This window comes from Vibrio sp. RE88 (assembly GCF_013113835.1).
GTDB lineage: Bacteria > Pseudomonadota > Gammaproteobacteria > Enterobacterales > Vibrionaceae > Vibrio.
Genome location: NZ_VTYQ01000017.1, coordinates 59,584 through 78,404 on the forward strand (window position 1 = coordinate 59,584; position 18,821 = coordinate 78,404).

General features: G+C 47.0%; 16 protein-coding genes and 1 pseudogene. 10 read left to right on the plus strand and 7 right to left on the minus strand.

What is annotated here, in order from left to right; all coding sequences use genetic code 11:
- Positions 1-5: 5 nt before the first annotated feature.
- Positions 6-881, minus strand: coding sequence for a LysR substrate-binding domain-containing protein (locus F0265_RS23710; protein WP_171750556.1), 876 nt, complete (start codon positions 879-881; stop codon positions 6-8).
- Between the two features lie 103 nt (positions 882-984).
- On the opposite strand from F0265_RS23710, the gene F0265_RS23715 reads away from it, so the two are divergent.
- Entirely contained in the window at positions 985-1,596 is a 612-nt protein-coding gene (locus F0265_RS23715; RefSeq protein ID WP_171750557.1) for a LysE family translocator, read from the plus strand.
- A gap of 6 nt (positions 1,597-1,602) precedes the next feature.
- Here F0265_RS23715 and F0265_RS23720 read toward each other — a convergent pair whose 3' ends face one another.
- Positions 1,603-2,484 carry a LysR family transcriptional regulator gene (locus F0265_RS23720; protein ID WP_171750558.1) on the minus strand — a complete coding sequence of 294 codons (882 nt, stop codon included), beginning with the start codon at positions 2,482-2,484 and terminating at the stop codon, positions 1,603-1,605.
- 91 nt (positions 2,485-2,575) lie between these two features.
- Here F0265_RS23720 and F0265_RS23725 point away from each other — a divergent pair, with 91 nt between their 5' ends.
- The 4 genes from F0265_RS23725 (at position 2,576) to F0265_RS23740 (ending at position 6,116) form a co-directional block, all read left to right on the plus strand.
- Entirely contained in the window at positions 2,576-3,004 is a 429-nt protein-coding gene (locus F0265_RS23725; RefSeq protein ID WP_171750559.1) for a PACE efflux transporter, read from the plus strand.
- Positions 3,005-3,100: 96 nt separating this feature from the next.
- Positions 3,101-3,514: an alternative ribosome rescue aminoacyl-tRNA hydrolase ArfB gene (arfB, locus tag F0265_RS23730; protein ID WP_171750560.1), complete on the plus strand. Its 414-nt coding sequence runs from the start codon at positions 3,101-3,103 to the stop codon at positions 3,512-3,514.
- A 155-nt stretch (positions 3,515-3,669) separates the two neighbouring features.
- Positions 3,670-5,430 carry an ABC transporter substrate-binding protein gene (locus F0265_RS23735; RefSeq protein ID WP_171750561.1) on the plus strand — a complete coding sequence of 587 codons (1,761 nt, stop codon included), beginning with the start codon at positions 3,670-3,672 and terminating at the stop codon, positions 5,428-5,430.
- Complete coding sequence (locus tag F0265_RS23740; protein ID WP_171750562.1) at positions 5,409-6,116, plus strand: hypothetical protein; 708 nt, start codon at positions 5,409-5,411, stop codon at positions 6,114-6,116. The genes F0265_RS23735 and F0265_RS23740 overlap by 22 nt, the downstream gene beginning before the upstream one ends.
- A 22-nt stretch (positions 6,117-6,138) precedes the next feature.
- Here F0265_RS23740 and F0265_RS23745 read toward each other — a convergent pair whose 3' ends face one another.
- Positions 6,139-7,020: a DMT family transporter gene (locus F0265_RS23745; RefSeq protein WP_171750563.1), complete on the minus strand. Its 882-nt coding sequence runs from the start codon at positions 7,018-7,020 to the stop codon at positions 6,139-6,141.
- Between the two features lie 80 nt (positions 7,021-7,100).
- Positions 7,101-7,517, minus strand: coding sequence for a RidA family protein (locus F0265_RS23750; protein WP_171750564.1), 417 nt, complete (start codon positions 7,515-7,517; stop codon positions 7,101-7,103).
- 249 nt (positions 7,518-7,766) lie between these two features.
- Between F0265_RS23750 and F0265_RS23755 the strand changes: the two genes are divergently transcribed.
- From F0265_RS23755 to F0265_RS23770, 4 genes are read left to right on the plus strand one after another with little or no spacing between them, the layout of a single operon-like run.
- The gene (locus F0265_RS23755; protein ID WP_006960296.1) at positions 7,767-8,228 is read left to right on the plus strand and encodes a transcriptional repressor; all 462 of its coding nucleotides are present in this window, start codon (positions 7,767-7,769) and stop codon (positions 8,226-8,228) included.
- A gap of 38 nt (positions 8,229-8,266) precedes the next feature.
- Complete coding sequence (locus F0265_RS23760) at positions 8,267-9,601, plus strand: dihydroorotase (protein ID WP_171750565.1); 1,335 nt, start codon at positions 8,267-8,269, stop codon at positions 9,599-9,601.
- A gap of 29 nt (positions 9,602-9,630) precedes the next feature.
- Positions 9,631-10,191: a carbonate dehydratase gene (locus F0265_RS23765; protein ID WP_031342569.1), complete on the plus strand. Its 561-nt coding sequence runs from the start codon at positions 9,631-9,633 to the stop codon at positions 10,189-10,191.
- On the plus strand, positions 10,181-11,179 hold the full coding sequence (locus tag F0265_RS23770; RefSeq protein ID WP_171750566.1) for a GTP-binding protein: 999 nt from the start codon (positions 10,181-10,183) through the stop codon (positions 11,177-11,179). The genes F0265_RS23765 and F0265_RS23770 overlap by 11 nt, the downstream gene beginning before the upstream one ends.
- Positions 11,180-11,230: 51 nt before the next feature.
- Here the strand turns inward: F0265_RS23770 and F0265_RS23775 are convergent, their stop codons facing one another.
- From F0265_RS23775 to F0265_RS23785, 3 genes and pseudogenes are all read right to left on the minus strand, one after another.
- Positions 11,231-12,100 (minus strand): aspartoacylase, encoded by an 870-nt coding sequence (locus F0265_RS23775; RefSeq protein ID WP_171750567.1) that lies wholly within the window; start codon positions 12,098-12,100, stop codon positions 11,231-11,233.
- Between the two features lie 289 nt (positions 12,101-12,389).
- Positions 12,390-15,100: pseudogene (locus tag F0265_RS23780) on the minus strand (cellulose-binding domain-containing protein).
- A gap of 478 nt (positions 15,101-15,578) precedes the next feature.
- Positions 15,579-16,676 carry a YdcF family protein gene (locus F0265_RS23785; protein ID WP_171750568.1) on the minus strand — a complete coding sequence of 366 codons (1,098 nt, stop codon included), beginning with the start codon at positions 16,674-16,676 and terminating at the stop codon, positions 15,579-15,581.
- Positions 16,677-17,046: 370 nt separating this feature from the next.
- Between F0265_RS23785 and F0265_RS23790 the strand changes: the two genes are divergently transcribed.
- Positions 17,047-18,819, plus strand: a complete 1,773-nt coding sequence (locus tag F0265_RS23790; RefSeq protein ID WP_171750569.1) for a DUF1800 family protein — start codon at positions 17,047-17,049, stop codon at positions 18,817-18,819.
- The last annotated feature ends 2 nt before the right edge of the window (positions 18,820-18,821 follow it).

Sequence of the window (18,821 nt, forward strand, 5' to 3'; positions counted from 1 at the left end):
AAGGGCTATGCTGCGTAGTGGCAGGGTAAGCAGTTACTCATTTCCGATTTAAGCCAACTGACGAATGGCTTTCTTAATGGCGAATGATGTTCGGCGGCTTGGATGGCAACATACTTGTGCCCAGTGAGAGAAAACCCCATAGGTGCGATTAACCGCCCCTGCTGAATGTCATGGTGTACCAGTGGGTAAGAACCTATAGCGATCCCAAGCCCGTCACTGGCCGCCTGCAAACAAAAATAGAAATGAGCAAAGCTTTGCTGGGATTTTGTTGTGACTCCTGAGAGAGACGAAGCATTTAACCACTCTTGCCACGCTGTTAAACGCGTTTGAGAATGCAGCACCTTGGCATTTTGTATATCACCTTGAATGCTCTCCCAGTATTCTTTGGTACACACTGGCCCCGCCCACTCTTCCACCAAAGAAGTTATCTGATAGTGCGACGGGATCGGGAAATCATCACGACGAATCGCGACATCCAGCCCCGCATTGACGAGATTAATTGGGCCACCTGCCGTGGATAAGCGGACATCCGTCCCTGTTTGAGAGAAGAATTCGTCCAGCTTGGGCATCAGCCAGCGCATTGTGAGCGTGGGTTCACAAGACACTTCCACAGAGTGAGCATCGAGGCTGTTGAGCTTGGCAACACCTGCCGATAAAGCGCCAAACGCCTGCTCGGTATAGCTCTTGAGCAGTTGCCCTTCTTCCGTTAGCACCACATTTCGACCTTGTTTATGAAACAGGCGCTTATCCAAATACTGCTCTAATGTCTTGATTTGCTTACTGACGGCCCCATGGGTCAGATTGAGCTGCTCTGCTGCCTGCGTATAACTGCTGGACGAGGCGGCGATGTGGAATGCGTGAAACGCTTTAAGGTGGCGCATATGTGAAATTATCTCACAACTCTATGGCAATACTTTCGATTATAGAAAGGAGGAAAGCTTCCTACAATAGCTGCATCTTATAAACAAAATACAAAGGTTCACAATGGAATTTGTTAGCTTAGCCGTGCTCGGTTTCTTTATTGTCATTAGTCCCGGGGCGGATTTTGTCTTAGTGTTGAGGAACAGTATTCAACAAGGAAGAGCGGCAGGTGTTTGGACAGCCATTGGCATTAGTACCGCGATTACGGTTCACATCGCCTACTCTATTCTAGGTATTGGTTACTTAATTTCACAAAACCTTTTTCTTTTCCAATGCCTGAAATATCTCGGCGCTGCGTATCTGATTTATCTAGGTATAAAAGGATTTTTATCCAGCAGCCACGAACTAGAGCAACAAGCAGGTATGGAAAGCCATCAAGCTCAGTGGCGCTATGCATTGCAAGGCTGGCTATGTAACGCATTGAACCCAAAAACCATGTTGTTCTTTGTCAGTATCTTTAGCCAAGTCATTTCTCCCAACGGCGAAGAAATGACTCTAGCGCTGTTTTACGGTGGCTATATGATTCTGCTCCACGGGCTGTGGTTTGGTTTAGTCGCCGTCCTGCTGACTTCGCCAACCCTTCAAACGCGCTTGCTGAAATTGAAGAAAAGGCTGGAACAAGCCTGCGGCATTGCGCTTGTCTCTTTCGGTGCCTTATTGGCAACCAAAGCGTGATAAGAATCAGTCAAGCAGTTGCTTGAGGTGCTCTTCCAACCATAAGAGTGCTGGCCCCTTACCTGAACTTTTCAAGGTCGCCACATCCACAGGTGGGCTCCAAGTCTTGTGATCAATCGAAACACGTAACTCAACCAAGGCGCCTGACTCAATAGCAGGATCCACCATGTGAGCAGGCAGATAGGACCAACCTAAGTTGCCGTGCAGAATAGTGTGCTTAATCGAGCTAAAACTGTTTGACCACCACACCTTGGACGCCAGCACGGGAAATTGCTGTAAGGTGGCGCCTTGGTTACCACGCGGTAACAACTGACGGTATTTGATGGCATCAGTGATCGTGACCGTATCCAGCTCAGCCAGAGGGTGAGCTGGATGGCAGATCGCTTTAAACGGCAAATGCCCAATAAAGCACGGGTGAATGTCCTGACTAAAATCCAAATCAGTAAACATGATGCCAATGTCTGCCAGACGTGAAGTCAAAGACTCGACGACATCCATACTGGCGGTCGAAATCAGTTCAATCTCTGTGGCCGGAAAGGCCTCCGCAAACTGATGAAGTATCTTCGGTAAACTCGGCACCATGAGCGCATCGTCGACGGCAAGACGAATGAGTTCCTCATCGCCGTTTTCAATCGATTCCACTGATGCGTTCAGCTCTTCCACCTGCAAGACAATCGCTTTGACCTGCTTAAACAACTGACGCCCTTCACGGGTTAGCGTTGGCTTACGCGTCGAACGATCAAATAGCTGAATATTCAGATCAATCTCTAGATTGTTGATTCCCTGACTCACCGCTGACTGCACTTTGCCCAACTTTCTCGCACTAGCGGAAAAGGAGCCCTGCTCAACGGCTTCAACAAACATCCTTAGTTGCTCAATGTTATACATATCATCATTCGTGATAGTTACTATCTTTATTCAATCATAAATACCGATACTATTTATAGCAAATAATCAGTACATAAGTGAGAGAGAAACAATGTCACATAAAGAACGCATTCTACATATGGTGCTATTTGAACTGGTTGCCTTGATTTTAATGGCGACGCTAGCAACGCTGATCACTGGAAACGGCGCGGGCAAAATGGCGGGGCTAGCAATCGCACTATCGCTGATAGCGATGGGTTGGAACTACATTTACAACTATGGTTACGACAAAATATTCGGCGCAGACCGCAGTAAGCGAACCGCCAAAGTACGTATTCTGCACGGGCTCGGATTCGAATTAGGCATGATGATCATCTCTTTCCCAGTTCTAATGTGGACATTGCAACTCGGATTCTGGTCAGTATTAGTCATGGATATTGGCGTGGTGATTTTCTTCGTCCTTTACTCCATCGGCTTCAACTGGGTTTACGACACTATTCGTCAACGTATTACCGCTCAGCGACTAGCCACTTCAGCATAAACACAGATTCACGGGCTTTGGTTTTATCAAAGCTCGTGGTATTTAGCCGCTGTTCGCTTTACACTTCGCTTATGACTCCGCAAATCCACTTCATTAATGCTCACTATTTCAAACACAGTCACGCTTCAGGCCTGGGAGATTCAACTTACGGCAATTCGCGCTCAAGGTGCTGGCGGCCAGAATGTGAATAAAGTCTCTTCTGCGATACACCTGCAGTTTGATATAAAGCACTCAACACTTCCTGCGGTTTATAAAGAGCGCTTGCTGGCCTTAAATGATTCACGCATCTCCAAAGAAGGCGTTATCACCATCAAAGCGCAGCAATTCCGCACTCAGGAGCAGAACAAAGAAGACGCACTTAATCGTCTCGCCGAATTGATTCGCTCCGCTAATGTCGTACAGAAAAAACGCCGCGTAACCAAACCTACAAGAGCTTCGAAAGAAAGACGCCTAAAAGCCAAAGGGATAAAGTCACAAACTAAATCCTTGCGCGGTAAGGTGAGCCACTAAAAGAAGCACCGTTGGCCAAAGCGAGTGCGCGCCTGCCACAAAATATCAGCCTCAAACCACTGACGTTTCGCGTCTTGCTTTCTTCCCTCCGAGACAAAAGGTTCTGTACTAAACTGAACGGTATCTGTTTTGATTTGGTGCCAGGTTGGATTGTTATGCAACGTAAGTTTATACGCCGATATATTCCAACCAGCCGCCCAACAAACCTTTGCTACTTAACCGCGATGCTATTGGCTTCATTCAGTTCATCACAAGCAAGCGACACTCAGCTTCAAGGCAACACTCTAGTGACTCAGCTTGCCGAACACTTTTCTTCATCAACACTTTCATTCGATCAGCGAGAAGATGAGCTTCGCTGGTTTCAAAACGCCGCGAAGCCATATCAGGGAATGAAGATTAACGTGGTGTCGGAAGACATTCCCACTCACCGTTATGAATCGCTCGAACTGGCCAGAATGTTTACTCAACTTACTGGCATACAGGTAATCCATGAAGTCGTTGGGGAAGATGACTTGGTTAAGCGGTTGCAGCTACACATGCAAACTGATTTAAGTATCTACGATGGCTATGTCAATGATACCGACTTTATTGGTACCCACATCCGTAGCCAAAAAGTTGTGCCGATTTCCGAGTTTATGAAAAACGAATGGAAACACCTCACACTGCCTACATTGGATATCGACGACTTCATTGGGCTTAAGTTTGCAAAAGATGAAAATGGCACGGTTTACCAGTTACCCGATCAGCAATTTGCCAATTTGTACTGGTATCGACATGACTGGTTCAGCCGTCAGGACCTTCAACAACAATTTGAACAAAAGTACGGCTACCCTCTCGCAGTGCCACAAAACTGGCGAGCCTATCAGGACATTGCGCATTTCTTCACCTACGACGTAAAAGAGATAGATGGAGAACGGATTTGGGGACACTTCGACTACGGTAAATATGAGCCTTCACTTGGCTGGCGTATCTCTGATTCTTGGCTCAGTTTAGCGGGAGTTAATGATGTCGGTTTACCGAGCGGCTCTCCAGTGGGCGACTGGGGAATCAGGGCTGAAAACTGTGTGCCTGTCGGCTCTAGTGTCAGCAGAGGAGGCGCGCTGAATAGCCCCGCGGCTATCTATGCATTGGAGAAGTACAAATTTTGGTTAAACGAGTATGCGCCACCGGAGTCAAAAACACTGACCTTTCGCACGACAGCGGATTGGCTGGCGCAAGGCAAAGTCGCCCAACAAATTTTCTGGTACAGCGCCTTTATCCCGACTCTGCTCGCCCCAGATTCAAAAGTGATCGATGAAAACGGTCACCCGCTATGGCGGCTGGCTCCTTCCCCTCGTGGACAATATTGGCAACCTGGCATGAAGTCGGGTTATCAAGACGCGGGATCTTGGACGTTTTTGCAGTCCACTCCAGCGAAGCAGAGAGAAGCAGCTTGGCTATACGCTCAATTCACAGTGTCGAAAACCGTGAGTTTTGACAAACTACTTCACGGGTTTACCCCCATCAGGCATTCAGATGTCCACTCTGAGGGCTTTACGCAGTTAAAGCCTAAGCTCGGAGGGTTAGTTGAGTTTTACCAAAGTCCGGCCAAACACGTCTGGACCCCTTCCGGAGTGAACATTCCTGATTACTCAACCATGGCTGCAATGTGGTGGCAGCACATCGGGGATTTTCTGTATAGCGATATCACCGCAACACAGACACTGAATCAGCTCGCGGGTAAGTTTGATCAACACCTCGCAACACTGTCTTCCGACGACTCTCTGCTCTGTCGCCCTCAACTCAGCAAAGAAAGGCCTGTTGAGTATTGGCTTAACCAGCCCGGCTCACCTTGGCCTAAGCGCGTAGGCGAACCTGAAGGTAAAACGCTCCCATTCTCTGAGGTTTATGACGTATGGAATACCTTAGAAGATTAATCGTGTTTTATGCACTCACCTCATCCATGTCCTATGCAGATAACATTCGGCTTTTTACCTTCTATTCACCGCCACTGGTAAACGAAGAAACCAGTGCGGACGCTGGTGATACTTACTCTATGGTCACACAACTCTTCGAACGCGCCAGCGTTAACTTTGTGATAGGCCACTCTCCTGAAGCAAGAGCCATGAAGTCAGCTCAACGGCTGGAAAATGTCTGCTCCTTTCCTGTCGCCCGCTCACAAATTTTGGAAGCCAATTTCCAGTGGATAGGGCCTATCGCAATCAGCCAGTACGCCCTGTACCAAGCACCAAACAATAAGCCACAGCTGCTTTCTCTACAGGATGCTTCCCCTTACCAAATTGTCGCTTATGAAGGCTACAGCATAGCCCAACAACTCAAAGATCAGGGGTTTAAGATTCTGATGACCAAAGAAATTGATGATGGTTTACAGATGCTCCGGCGCGATGGTATCGACTTATGGTTATCAGACACTCGCACCGCACAGGCACTGTCGGAAAACTTGGGCATTGAGCTCTCTACTCAACCATTGGTGTTTCTTACCGATATTAAGTACCTCGCCTGCAACAAAGCCATTCCTGCTAACCAGCTCAGTAGACTTCAGCAACAAGTCAACAGCATGATTAGAGCCGGAGAAATTATCCTGATACCACGGCTCAACTAGCCGTGGCGACAACGTGAGACTATCACTCACTCTTACTCGGTTTGCTTTCGAACATCTGATTAATAAACAAGGCTGACAAAATGATAGCTAACGCTAGCCAAGTGTTGCCTTGGACAGACTCATCGGTAAGGAAAACACCAATCAATACGCCGACGGCGGGAACCAAATAATTGGTCATCGAAGTGAAAACCGCGCCCGCATTTTTAATACTCATCATATAAAGGTAATACACGACACCAGCACATATCACACCTAGGTAAAGCAAAGATATAACTGATGACGTATTCGGGTGCGACTGATTGAGCGGTGCCGTCATCAAAGCAATCACAGTCAGCTGAACACTGGCCATACATAGAACATTACGCGCCACAATAAGTGGGTGCTCGCCTTTGACGCGATTAAGTAGCAGCAACGCAACAGCAAAACAGATAGCAGAGAACACAATCGCCATCGAGCTAACAAGATCGATACACCCTGCCTGAGTGACAAGCTCAGGATAAAATAACACCAGCAGCCCACCGAATCCTACGATAACGCTAATCGCACTACCTATACTGATTCTCGCGCCTTTAATAAATACAGGCGCAAGCAATAATGCGTAGAAAGGCAATGTTCCCATCAATATCGCCGTAATCGAGCTTGATAACTCCTGCTGTGCCCAAGGGACCAAAACAAACGGAATTGCCGCCTCCAAAAGGCCAATTATTGCAAACAGCCCCCATTGCCTACTCACACTGGTTATGCCGATCATTTTGCATATCAGAGTTAATGTTAGTGCACCGAGAATAGCGCGGAATGTGCCTATCCATACTGGGTCAAATCTCATCAGCGAATATTTCTGGAAAACAAACTGAGAGCCCCAGATGAGCCCGATCGCAAGCAGAGTTAAATAGTTTTTAAACATGACGTGATTACCTAAAGTGCATCATTTTTCACTAGATGTGTATGTTGTCGTTGTTGGAATAAGTTCGGTGGGCACATCGATTACATCGCTGTAAAAGCAACCGCATCCACCTCTATTTTCATCCCATCAAGCGCCAACCTAGGTACTGGGATCAACGTACTGGCAGGTAAGCGATCAGAAGGCCAACGCGTGAGCATCTCATCACTCCAGACTTTCAGTTTGCTTTCATCGTGATCGACGATTAACACGGTAATTTTTAAAACATCGCCGAAGCTGATTGCATGGGCAGTCAGAGCAATATCTAAGTTGGTTAACACACTCCGCACTTGCTGGCGAAAATCTTCACTTAAACGGTGCTCGACGCCTTCTCCACCACTTTGGCCTGAGATATAAACAAGCTGCCCGTTAGAGGGAGCCGTTACTGTGTGACAAAAGCCATACGGTGTTGGATTGAATAAATCTGAGGGATTATGAAAAGTAATTGTTTTATTGGACATTTTTTACCTTCTAGCCATTTTAAGTTCAAATCTCAGGCACTATAAAAGCTCAACTTAGCTTGAGGTCAATAGCATTTTTTAGTCCCGCAGATATAGCCAAAAGCGGGATAACAAATAAAACCCACAGACATGTATTTTCTGGTTCGCTAAGTATGTCGAAAGGCTTTATTGCGAGCAAAAATGTTATGTTATAACATAAGAAAAAAATAATAATGGAACATCAGAAAATACACGGTTTGGGTGAATGTTATGGACACAATCGAGACAATGATTGAACAGGCAGAGAAGCGCTGCCGGGCAAATGGAAAGCGGCTCACTTCAAAACGTAAGCAAGTACTCACAGCGCTCCTTCATGCTGATAAAGCCCTGTCTGTTTATGAGTTGATTGACTATGCAAAAACTCACTTTGGCCAAACGGTTCAAGCCATGTCTGCTTACCGAATTCTGGAGTTTTTGGAAGAAGAGCACTTGGCACATAAGCTCAACGCCTCAAGCAAATACGTCGCCTGTGCTCATATCCATCACGAGCACGAACATGGCGTCCCCCAGTTCTTGATTTGCCGCCAATGTAATAAGACTCAGGAACAAACTTTAGACCCATCCCTTATTACCAACCTAGAGTCAGATGCCAAGCAAGTCGGGTTTAAGGTGTTGACACCACAACTAGAGATCGATTGCCTGTGCAGTGAATGCAGCCAGAATTCCGATTAACACTCAGTAACTCAGCCAAAAGGAGCCGGTCCAACATTATGACCTCAATACTAATTAAGAATGCACACATCGTCAGCGACGGTATCGTGAGTCAAATGGATGTGCGTATTGTCGGTCAAAGAATAGAGAGAATAGAGGCAGATATTGTCGCCACCTCGGGTGACGAAATTGTCGATGCAAAAGGAGGTTACCTACTGCCCGGAATGATCGATGATCAGGTGCATTTTCGTGAACCTGGCCTGACACACAAGGGATCCATCGCTTCAGAGTCACGAGCGGCAGTAGCCGGCGGTATTACCAGTTACATGGAGATGCCAAACGTCAACCCTTCCACGACCACCATTGAAGCGCTCGAACAGAAATACGCGATTGCAGCCCAGCACTCCTGCGCCAACTACGCGTTTTACCTTGGCGCTACCGAGGATAACCTAACTCAAATACAACAGCTGGATCCAACAAAGCACTGTGGTGTAAAAGTGTTTATGGGCGCTTCAACAGGTGACTTGTTAGTCGAACACCCGCAAGCATTAGAGCGAATCTTCGAGGAATCGCCCACGTTGGTAGTAACACACTGTGAAAGTAGCCCTATCATCGCCCAAAACAGCGAAAGATTACGGCAATCTCGCTCGGTATTCACTATTGAAGACCACCCTATACTCCGTGATGATGCCGCATGCTTTGCGTCTTCATCATACGCCGTTTCATTAGCTAAAAAGTACCGCACGCAGCTGCACGTTCTTCACATCACTACGGAAAAAGAGCTTTCGCTATTTGAACCGGGGCCCATTCAACAAAAACACATCACAGCCGAGGCATGTGTACATCATTTGTGGTTCAGCAATCAGGACTACGCTAAGCGAGGCAACCTGATTAAATGTAATCCAGCGATTAAGTACGCCAGCGACCGAGATGCCTTGATCCAAGCCTTGCACACCAATCAGATTGATATCATCGCTACCGACCATGCACCGCATACCTTGTCAGAAAAACAGGTGCCATATGAACAGGCTCCCGCTGGTATGCCATTGGTCCAACATGCCCTACTGAGCTTACTCGATCACGTCGACAAAGGAAGGCTGAGCTTGACTCAGGTGGTCGAGAAAGTATCGCACAATCCAGCACTCAGATACGCGATTAAAGACCGAGGATTTATTCGCGAAGGTTACTACGCCGATCTGGTGCTGGTCGACAGAGACAATTCCACCAGCGTCACTCATGACAACAGCCTGTATCACTGCAGCTGGAGTCCATTCGCAGGTCACACCTTTTCGTCGAAGATCCAAAGCACTTGGGTGAACGGCAACAAGGTATTCGACGGGAAACAAGTGACTTTTGAGCCATCAATCGCCAGTGCCCTGTCCTTCACACGTTAGAAGCAGTTCCTATCCACTGAGATATTAAAATGTTAAGAAGAAACCCAAACGGGCATATGCCTGTCGTCTCCGAAACGGCATTCATTGACCCAACCGCCATCATCTGTGGCAAAGTGATTATTGAAGACAATGTATTTATTGGCCCCTACGCGGTGATACGAGCTGATGAAGTTAACGCGCAGGGAGAGATGGATCCTATTGTCATCAAGCAGGATACCAATATCCAAGACGGCGTTGTGATCCACTCCAAAGCAGGCGCAGCAGTGACCATTGGTGAACGCTCTTCTATCGCCCACCGCTCCATCATCCACGGCCCATGTGAAGTTTGCGATGACGTTTTTATCGGTTTCAACTCGGTCGTTTTTAACGCGACGATAGGAAAAGGCTGTGTCATTCGCCATAACTGTGTTGTTGATGGTTTAGATTTGCCTGAGCAATTTCATGTACCACCAATGACCAATATTGGCGCAGGCTTTGATTTAAGTAGCATTTCTAAAGTCCCGCCTGAATATTCAGCATTTTCAGAGTCCGTTGTCTCTGCCAACCACACCCTTGTGAAAGGGTATAGGAGAATGGCCAATGAGCTCTGAACAACCAATCAAAGCGGTTCCGACAAATATCGTTACTGGCTTTCTCGGCGCGGGAAAAACCTCTGCCATTCTTAAGTTACTGCAGCACAAACCGGCTGACGAACGCTGGGCAATTCTGGTTAACGAGTTCGGTGAAATCGGTGTCGATGGAAGCTTGTTTCAAGGCCAACATAGTCAAACAGAGCAAGTATTTATTCGTGAAGTTCCCGGTGGATGCATGTGCTGCGCGGCTGGGCTACCCATGCAAATCGCGCTTAACCAACTGCTTACCGAAGCCAAGCCTGACCGTCTTCTCATTGAACCGACTGGCCTCGGCCACCCGAAAGAAGTATTGCAAGTGCTCTCTTCTGACCATTATCAACAAGTCCTGTCTTTACAAAAAACACTCACGCTGGTTGATGCGCGGCAGCTGTCTGATGAGCGTTACACACTCCATGACACATTCAACCAACAGATTGCGATTTCAGACACCATAGTTGGCAGCAAAGTCGATTTATATCAAGGCGATGAGAAACGGCAGTTAGACGCTTATGTGACAAAGCTGGGTGGCTCGGACAAACGAGTGATTTTCGCCGAATTTGGCAATATTCCTTTTGATGAATTTGAGGGGCCTACTTTAGCTAACGAACAAGGCGGTCACCATCACCACCATGGCCAATCAAAACCTCTGGCCGCTGACCTACCTATGCCAGAGAGTGGCATCATCAAAGCAGTAAACGAAGGTGAAGGTTTTCGAAGCATTGGCTGGCGCTTCTCACCAGATAAAGTTTTCAGCCGACGAAAACTGGCGTTAATGCTACTTGAACTGAACGTTGAACGTATGAAGGCTGTATTCATAACCGATATGGGCGTTTTAGGCTACAACATGACTTCAGACGGATTGACCGAAGTGGTTCTGGATGATGGCTTTGAAAGCCGCGTGGAGTTTATCTCAGACAACCTTGACGATGCGATTGAAGCCCAACTGCTGGCTTGCGTGATAGCCTAATCAACAAAGTCTCAGAGGGTAGACAGTCCGTCTACCCTCTACACATCCACTTTACAATTTTACACGTACTTTTTCGGCCAATGCCATGGCTATATTGCTGGCACAATACGCACTTTCATTGATGAAATGGGGGTACACTTCATTGCTCCCTTGCCAATGCACATCATATCCATTGAACGTGGCAAGGATTGGCTCTCCGGGCTTAACAACTTCAAAGTCTTTCCCGCAAATTGTCGGGTGAACCGTCGCGATACGCATCCCATCATTGTCCAGAGGAAATGCGACGTCCTCTAAGTAACGATATGCATCATACTCGGCACCGTGAACGGTTTTACCTAAGTTGTGTAGTTCAATGAAGTCTAACACTGCGGTAAGTAAGTTTTTCATCAGATCTAATGTTTCATAAGTCAAAGCACCGTGTGCTTGCGCACCGACTTCTAACATCACACCATACTGTCCAACCGAACATAAGTAGGGCTGCTCATGCCATGGTTTACGATCTTCAAATAGTATATTAGCACTCGGCATGCGGTGCTTCACGTATGACCCCATTTGATTGTAAAAAGGATCATCTGACAGCAGGATCAGCGTTGCGCCCATGTTGCTGGCCGTGTTGTGTAAATCAATAATCAGTTGGTTTTGCGCATCGCCATATCGTTCTGAAAATTTTGTGGCAAGTTCAGACTCCTTTGACTCTGAAGCTCCCGGTAATGTCTTTGTTGAAAACTCGCGGTTTAAATCACATTCAACGAAACGAACACGACGCTCTACCGCCTCAGGGTTACCTACTACATTGTTAACCTCAAACGTTGATCGGTCGGCGGGGTAATGTCCATCTCTGATCAGCTTATGGAGATAAAGGCCTGTTAGCTCATTACCATGAGTGCCTGCCACGAGAAGCACTCGGTTTATTTTCGGCATAAATTGACGTCCTAAGTTAAATACAATGCAATCAATAGAACGTTATAACATAACAATTTAATATTCGCGACTCGATGAGAATGAGAGAAACGTATTCTTGATGTTAAACCGGGACATCCAGCAACAACCTCCCCATAGGGTTCACCAGTACTAGATAGACGAAGAAGTAAAAGCAGTAGCAATATAAAATCAGTGGCTAGGAACTAGAGATGGCGTATAAAAAATGGCTCCCTTTTATTGGGAGCCATTTGTTGTGAAGGTATCAGCTAGGGGTTACCCCCAAGCACCTTTACTGAGGGTTAAGACCAAGAGTTTGTAGAACAAGCTTGAAGTTATCTTGTCGCTCTTTAATCGCGTGAACTTCACCACTCACCGGACAAGTGTGATCCGGACAACCTCGGTTGACGATACCGGATACTGCATCAATAAACTCAGTACCTTGCAAGCCACCGTCTACATACTTCTTCAACTCAGTGTGATAGTTCCAGTGTGCGTATGGACCACCTTCATCGTTGTAAGCCTGTACCGAGGTTACCCAATAGAACAAGCCCGCAATCCACTTGATCTCTCTATTCTCTTCCGAGCTACAAATCAGCCCAGGGTTAGAACAGAAATCAAGGTCAGCATAAAGTGGGTTAGCAGGTGGTGCTTCTACCGTAACCCCATTCACTGTTGTACCGACGGTATCAGGGTCTACGTGCGAACGGCCCATGAAGTGGTTCAATGTACCGAAGTTCTGACGGCCTGTGGTTTGAATAACACCACGGCCCCACCAACCACATCCTTGGACAGTACCGTTAGTATCAGTGCCGTCCCAAATAAACGAGCCTGCTTTTTGATCAGCGTAGACTTTACATTCATCACGCTCCCATACCTGTTTCGACGTATCGACAACAGTTGGCACTTCATTACAGTGACCGCTGTTCGTCCAGCGCCCAACATTACCGTTCACTAACAGTCCTTGCTCTTCCAACACCGAATCCGGAGCTGCGAAGATAGGGGCAGGTGCACCATACCACTTGGCATTGGTTAGTGCGCTCACTTCCATCTTCGGATCACGAGGACAAGAGTATGGGTGATCCTGACCCGTCACCGGATCCATACCATAGTCAGCATACTTCTGACCTAGCTGACCACAGCTTGCAGTCATAGGGTAGTTAACAGGTGCACCGTATCTCACTTCAGACCAGTTGTTTTCATCACAAGCATTGTAGCGAATCGTCTCTTGCATACTCTGTGACAAGAATGCAGCAATGGCGACTTTGGCATAAATGGTATTCGTTGCATCATCTGCCACGTCATCCAATAGCCAGAAGGTATTCCCTGCTACACCAACGTTGTGCATAGAGTTAAGGCCCGCTAAGAAATCAGCCCACTTGTACACCGTTGAAGGAATCCACTGTGATTGAGGTGTTTCAAACAGGAATGCTTGGTTGTTCATTGCTGTTTCTGCACTGGCTAACTCATTGTTCAATGAATCAATGCGAGTTAACGGCCCATTCGTGACACTTTCTCCAGCATAATAAAGCGGCACAGTGGCGCTTTGGTAGCGAGCAATTTTATCGCTCAAATCCGCCGTATCAGTATCAAACGAAATGGCGAAGATGTTGCTGTGCGCGGCTTTACGAATATGGCGGTCACCATTCGTATTCCCCAAGAAGTAAGACGCGGTTTGCGTGGTAGGAAGAGAAGACAGCAGTGCTGGCGTTTGGAGATAATCAGTTACTTGTTTGACGTATTCCAAAGCGTAATGCCACTGCTCATCAGTTAGAGCAGGCGATGTGCTTACTTTGGTGAAAGCAACAAAGTCTGCTTTGGTCAACGACTCTGCTTTATACAGTTCAAAGCTAGACAATAAATCGGACGTTGCGCCTGACGCTGCATTCCAGACCGCTCTGCGACCAGAGTGAGTATCGTAAGCAAAATCACCGATACTTAATGTCCAACCAAACGTGGCTTGAGGCGCAAGTGTTGAGATAACCAGATTGTACGCCTGAGCCCAACCTTGTGCATCGTCACTTAGCGCATTGATATCATTGATATCAATTTGGCTACCTGTCGCATCAACAGCGGCAGTAAGCGCTTGCTTAACCGCAACGGCACCTAATGCTTGGCCTTTGTCTGCAGTCGCAGCATCCAGTACATCACTATTGATAATAACCGATGTTGAACCCGCAACTTCTACTGCTTGAATAAGAGATACAAACGCATTAGTTAACTTCGTTGTATCAGAGAGATCCGAGCTACCGATAGTATCAATCACTAGCGTCGCTGGTGCATTCAATGTCGCAGGGCTAGTCACGACAAAATTGCTTGGCCATCCGCTCACTTCAAGACGAACAGGATCCATTGGGTTTGGTAGTGACAGTAACGGTGCCGTACCCGGAGGTGTACTATCACAATTCAGGTGATGTCCCCAACTATCATCGCTACCAGGAACAGAAGCAGTCCACCATTTCGCTTCATAAGCGATATTGTCGTTTACCATGATGTCCCCACCGTTCGCATGATCTCCACGCGTCCAGTTTGGATACACATTGAATTCGACACATAAGTCATCAACTGGTCCAGGGGTAGGATCTGGGTTTGGCGTCGGACCTGGGTCTGGTGTCGGATCTGGGTCCGGTGTCGGATCTGGGTCCGGTGTCGGATCTGGGTCCGGTGTCGGATCTGGGTCCGGTGTCGGATCTGGGTCCGGTGTCGGATCTGGGGGTCCGGTGTCGGATCTGGGTCCGGTGTCGGATCTGGGTCCGGCGTCGGATCTGGGTCCGGTGTTGTATCGCTGATCAATTTCCACGGCGAGTCCCATTCATTTGCATACTCATCCGTTGGGCTTTGCCCAGCATTAGCCCACCACTTGGCTTCATATGTCTTTCCATCAATTGTGACTTGTGAGCCACCAGAGTAAGCCTTGGTTGAGTCATAAGGTTCCGCTGCATATAAACTGCCGCTTAAAACAATACACGCCAACGTGGTCGCTATCTTGTTCATCCTAAACATAAGTCTACCTTTGAGTTAATTTTATAATGTTTGTTTCACGCTTAATAAGGGTTTTAGATTCACTAATCAGATAAATAATGATCTAAAAATAAGCTAGCACCTTCCAGCCGTTTTATCTGGCCAATCCGCTGATTTCGCACCGTTATGCGGCTAATATCACGCGAATTTAGCCATTTTATTCCCAGTTAGTTATCGAGTTAAAATAACTTATGTACGCGTTAAAGTAGCTATTTACAGAATGAAATTTGGGGTAAGGGGTAGGTAAAGTTTAGTTACAAAAGAATGTGCATTTTGAGATGTAAGTGGCTCAATATATTGAATTTATTTCGAATATTATCGTTGAACGAATTATCATTAACTGGCCAGTCCATTAGCGGAACACTATGGTCCAGTAATCGCATGCAAACCTTGGTTCTGCATGAATGGCACAGCTATCCAAGGCTACTGATGTAGCCTTGGTGCTTTTATATAGGGTGACTTAGCGTGATTCGAGTGGATAAGAACGGTAACTCCACATACCGTAAGTTCGTAGAGCATCTCGGTAAATACCCAGCAGCTCGCTGTCGCTAGCCTTTGCCAGCTCTTTTAGCGGTTTGTCTGGGTAGCCTACCGTGTCAAACGTGATACCTTGCGGGCCTGTTTGCCAGCTTGCCACTTCAAACAGAGTCTGCCCACGTCTCACGTGGCTCGCAGAGCTGATAATGGTGGCGTGTTTGATGCCGTGACGAGCCAAAGCGTAGCTGCTAAACAACGCATTACCGACTGTGCTGGTCGCATAGTTTTCTTCGATGATGCGATCTTTACTTACACCTTTAGAAATCAACCAGTCTGCCATGAGTTTGCCTTCCGTTTTATGGTTCTTTGGCACCCCGCCCGTTAACACAATCAATGCATCAGGGTTGGCTTTCGCCATTGCTAACGTTGTTTCTAGGCGTTGAATCAATATTTCATGCATCGAGCCATCTGGATTTAGTGCGTAGCCCAAAGTCACAATTGCCCCTTTGTCATCCAGCTTGCCTTTGTCCGCCGAGTCTTTCAGCGGTGTCGCCAACACGCTATCTACGGTTTCAAAGAGACGAGTAATGTCAGCCGCTTTGCCTGCATTTAAGGTATTCAGCTTTTCCATATGCTTACTTGATTCAGCATCATTGCCTTTAAAGCGTTGCCAAACGGCTAAGTAGGCATGCAAATCAACATCATCAGGCGCCACTGCCAAAGCTTGTTCAAACAGTTCAATCGCTCGGTCAACATTCTTGTTGTAGATCTGCGCATTCGCCGCTGAAATCAGCAAGTCGGTACGGTAAGGCTCAAGCTCATACGCTTCCAGAAGTCGATTCGTAACGATTTCCATATTGCTTGGCATTTTTGCAGTAAACCCAGCGTGTGAGATACGCGCTGGTGACTTAAATGCAGTGACTGCGTCTGCCAACAATTGATCCACCACTTGGCGCTTAGTCACGAACTGCGCGTAGTCCGTTGACGCTTGAACCGTCGCGTCGTTCGCAGCCAAAGAGTAAGGAGCAGCAGTGAGCGCCAGTGCGCCACCAAGAGCAAGGGCAATGATGTTCTTTTTCATGTAGAGGTCCTGATGTTGTTATGTTCGAACTGTGTCGATTAATTTTTTCGCAGTGTAAATTTACTCACCAGCAAAACCGTGAACCAATACGCATTTCATGCTTATGGCATTGATAAGGCTTTGAAAAAACGAATTAAGATCACAAATCAACAGCATAAATAAATCCACACAGATAATAATTTCACCTCATCAAATAACTTGTTATAGGCAACCCATCTGTTGTTATTGAGATAACCAAAAGTTAACCCGTCTCTTTGTATCATTCGATCTTACACTGAAAAAGAAGGACGAATTGGAGTCAGGTTTCGCAGTGCTACGTTATCCAACGTGACCTTGTTGGCTCCGGCGTTATCAACACAAGGACAATCTGATGAAACACACCCAACAGCAGGTCAGTCGATTCTTAATGCAAGCCACACTTGGCGCGGATCAAAAGCTTATCGACACTGTCGCTCAACAAGGGATCGAAAAATGGTTGGCGAACGAGTTCAAATCAACGCCCTCTCGAGGTCACTCATATGAGTCAACTACTCGTGAAATCTGGCACTATTTCAGAAGCAAGCTCGTCAATGCCCATGGTCAAAGAGCGATAGATGGTGATGGCAACAACCCAGCTTTGCCATACAAGTGGTATTTCCATATGGCTTGGTGGCAAAAAGCACTGGAAAACAACGAAAATCTGCTTCGTCATCGGGTCGCACAGGCACTGAGTGAAATTCTGGTCATTTCCGACAATTCTGTACTTGAGTTGGATGCGATTGGTATGGCGAGCTATTACGATCTGCTCTACAAACACGCTTTTGGCAGCTACGCTGACTTACTCTATGACGTCTCCATGCACCCATGCATGGGGGTCTACCTTAGCCACATGAACAATCGCAAAGCTGATCCTTCACAGCGTATCCATCCCGATGAGAACTACGCACGTGAAATCATGCAGCTGTTTTCAATTGGCCTCTATCAGCTCAATCCTGATGGTACTCGTAAAACTAACCAACATGGTCACCCAATCGCTACCTACGACAATCGAGATATCAAAGAACTCGCCCGAGTCTTCACGGGTCTCAAAGCAGCGAGTTATCAGTTTGAGTGGGAAAACAGTTTTTGGAGTAAAGATTACAACGGTTACCAAGTCAGCTTTGAAGACGGTATCGACAAGCGCTACAAAACCATCCCATTTGTGAATATGACTCAGCCAATGGAAGTTGAAGAGAGCTATCATGACAGACAGGAAAAATCATTGCTCAACGGTCACATCTCGCTGCGCAGGAATACTTCTGCTCAACAAGAAATTCGCACTGTAGCAAACAAGCTGGTCTCTTACCCGAGTACGGCACCGTTTATCGCGACTAAGCTCATTAACCAGTTGGTGACTTCCAATCCCAGTGCCGAGTACGTCGAAGCCGTAGCGGTTGCGTTTGGTCCACAAGGTAACCTCAAGAATGCCATTCACGAGATCCTGACATACCCACTCAAGCACCCGGTGGGTAAAGTGAGATTTCTCAGCGCAGCCGTTGAAAATGGCACTCTGGTTCAATCGCAAAAACTGAAATCTCCCGTTCTTCGAGTCACTCAGCTCTTACGGGCATTTAATGCCTCTAACCAGTCAAAAAAATTGTGGGTGATTGGTGATGACATTGAAGATCAACTAGAGCAACACCCACTTTCCTCTCCTACCGTGTTCAACTTCTACAAACCGAGTTACACACCTCATGGCCCCATTGAAGACGGTGGACTGGTCGCGCCGGAGTTTGAGCTGCATAACTCGGCCACGTCCATCGCTTACGTCAACTACATGTATTACTGGCTATTTGGTGGCTATTTGCCTGCGGTCAGTACCGAGATAAGTCGCCAGCCGGGCATTCATAACGTCGCTGAACTGGACATCGAAACTCTGCAGGCGAACAAAGCGAATCGCCTTAAACTCAACTTTGCTAAGTACATTGGCAAAGCACAAGATCCTTCAAACCACGGCGCTCTCATTGATGAAATCAGCCTACTGTTGACGGGGAAAACCCAATTAAGCATCAAGCCGCAGATTCTGTCTTCGTTTGCTGTATACAAAGATCAGCCTGAATGGGTGGTTCAAACCATCGTATTCTTCATTGCAATTTCATCTGAATTCACGGTGCAGGAGGCGTAAAC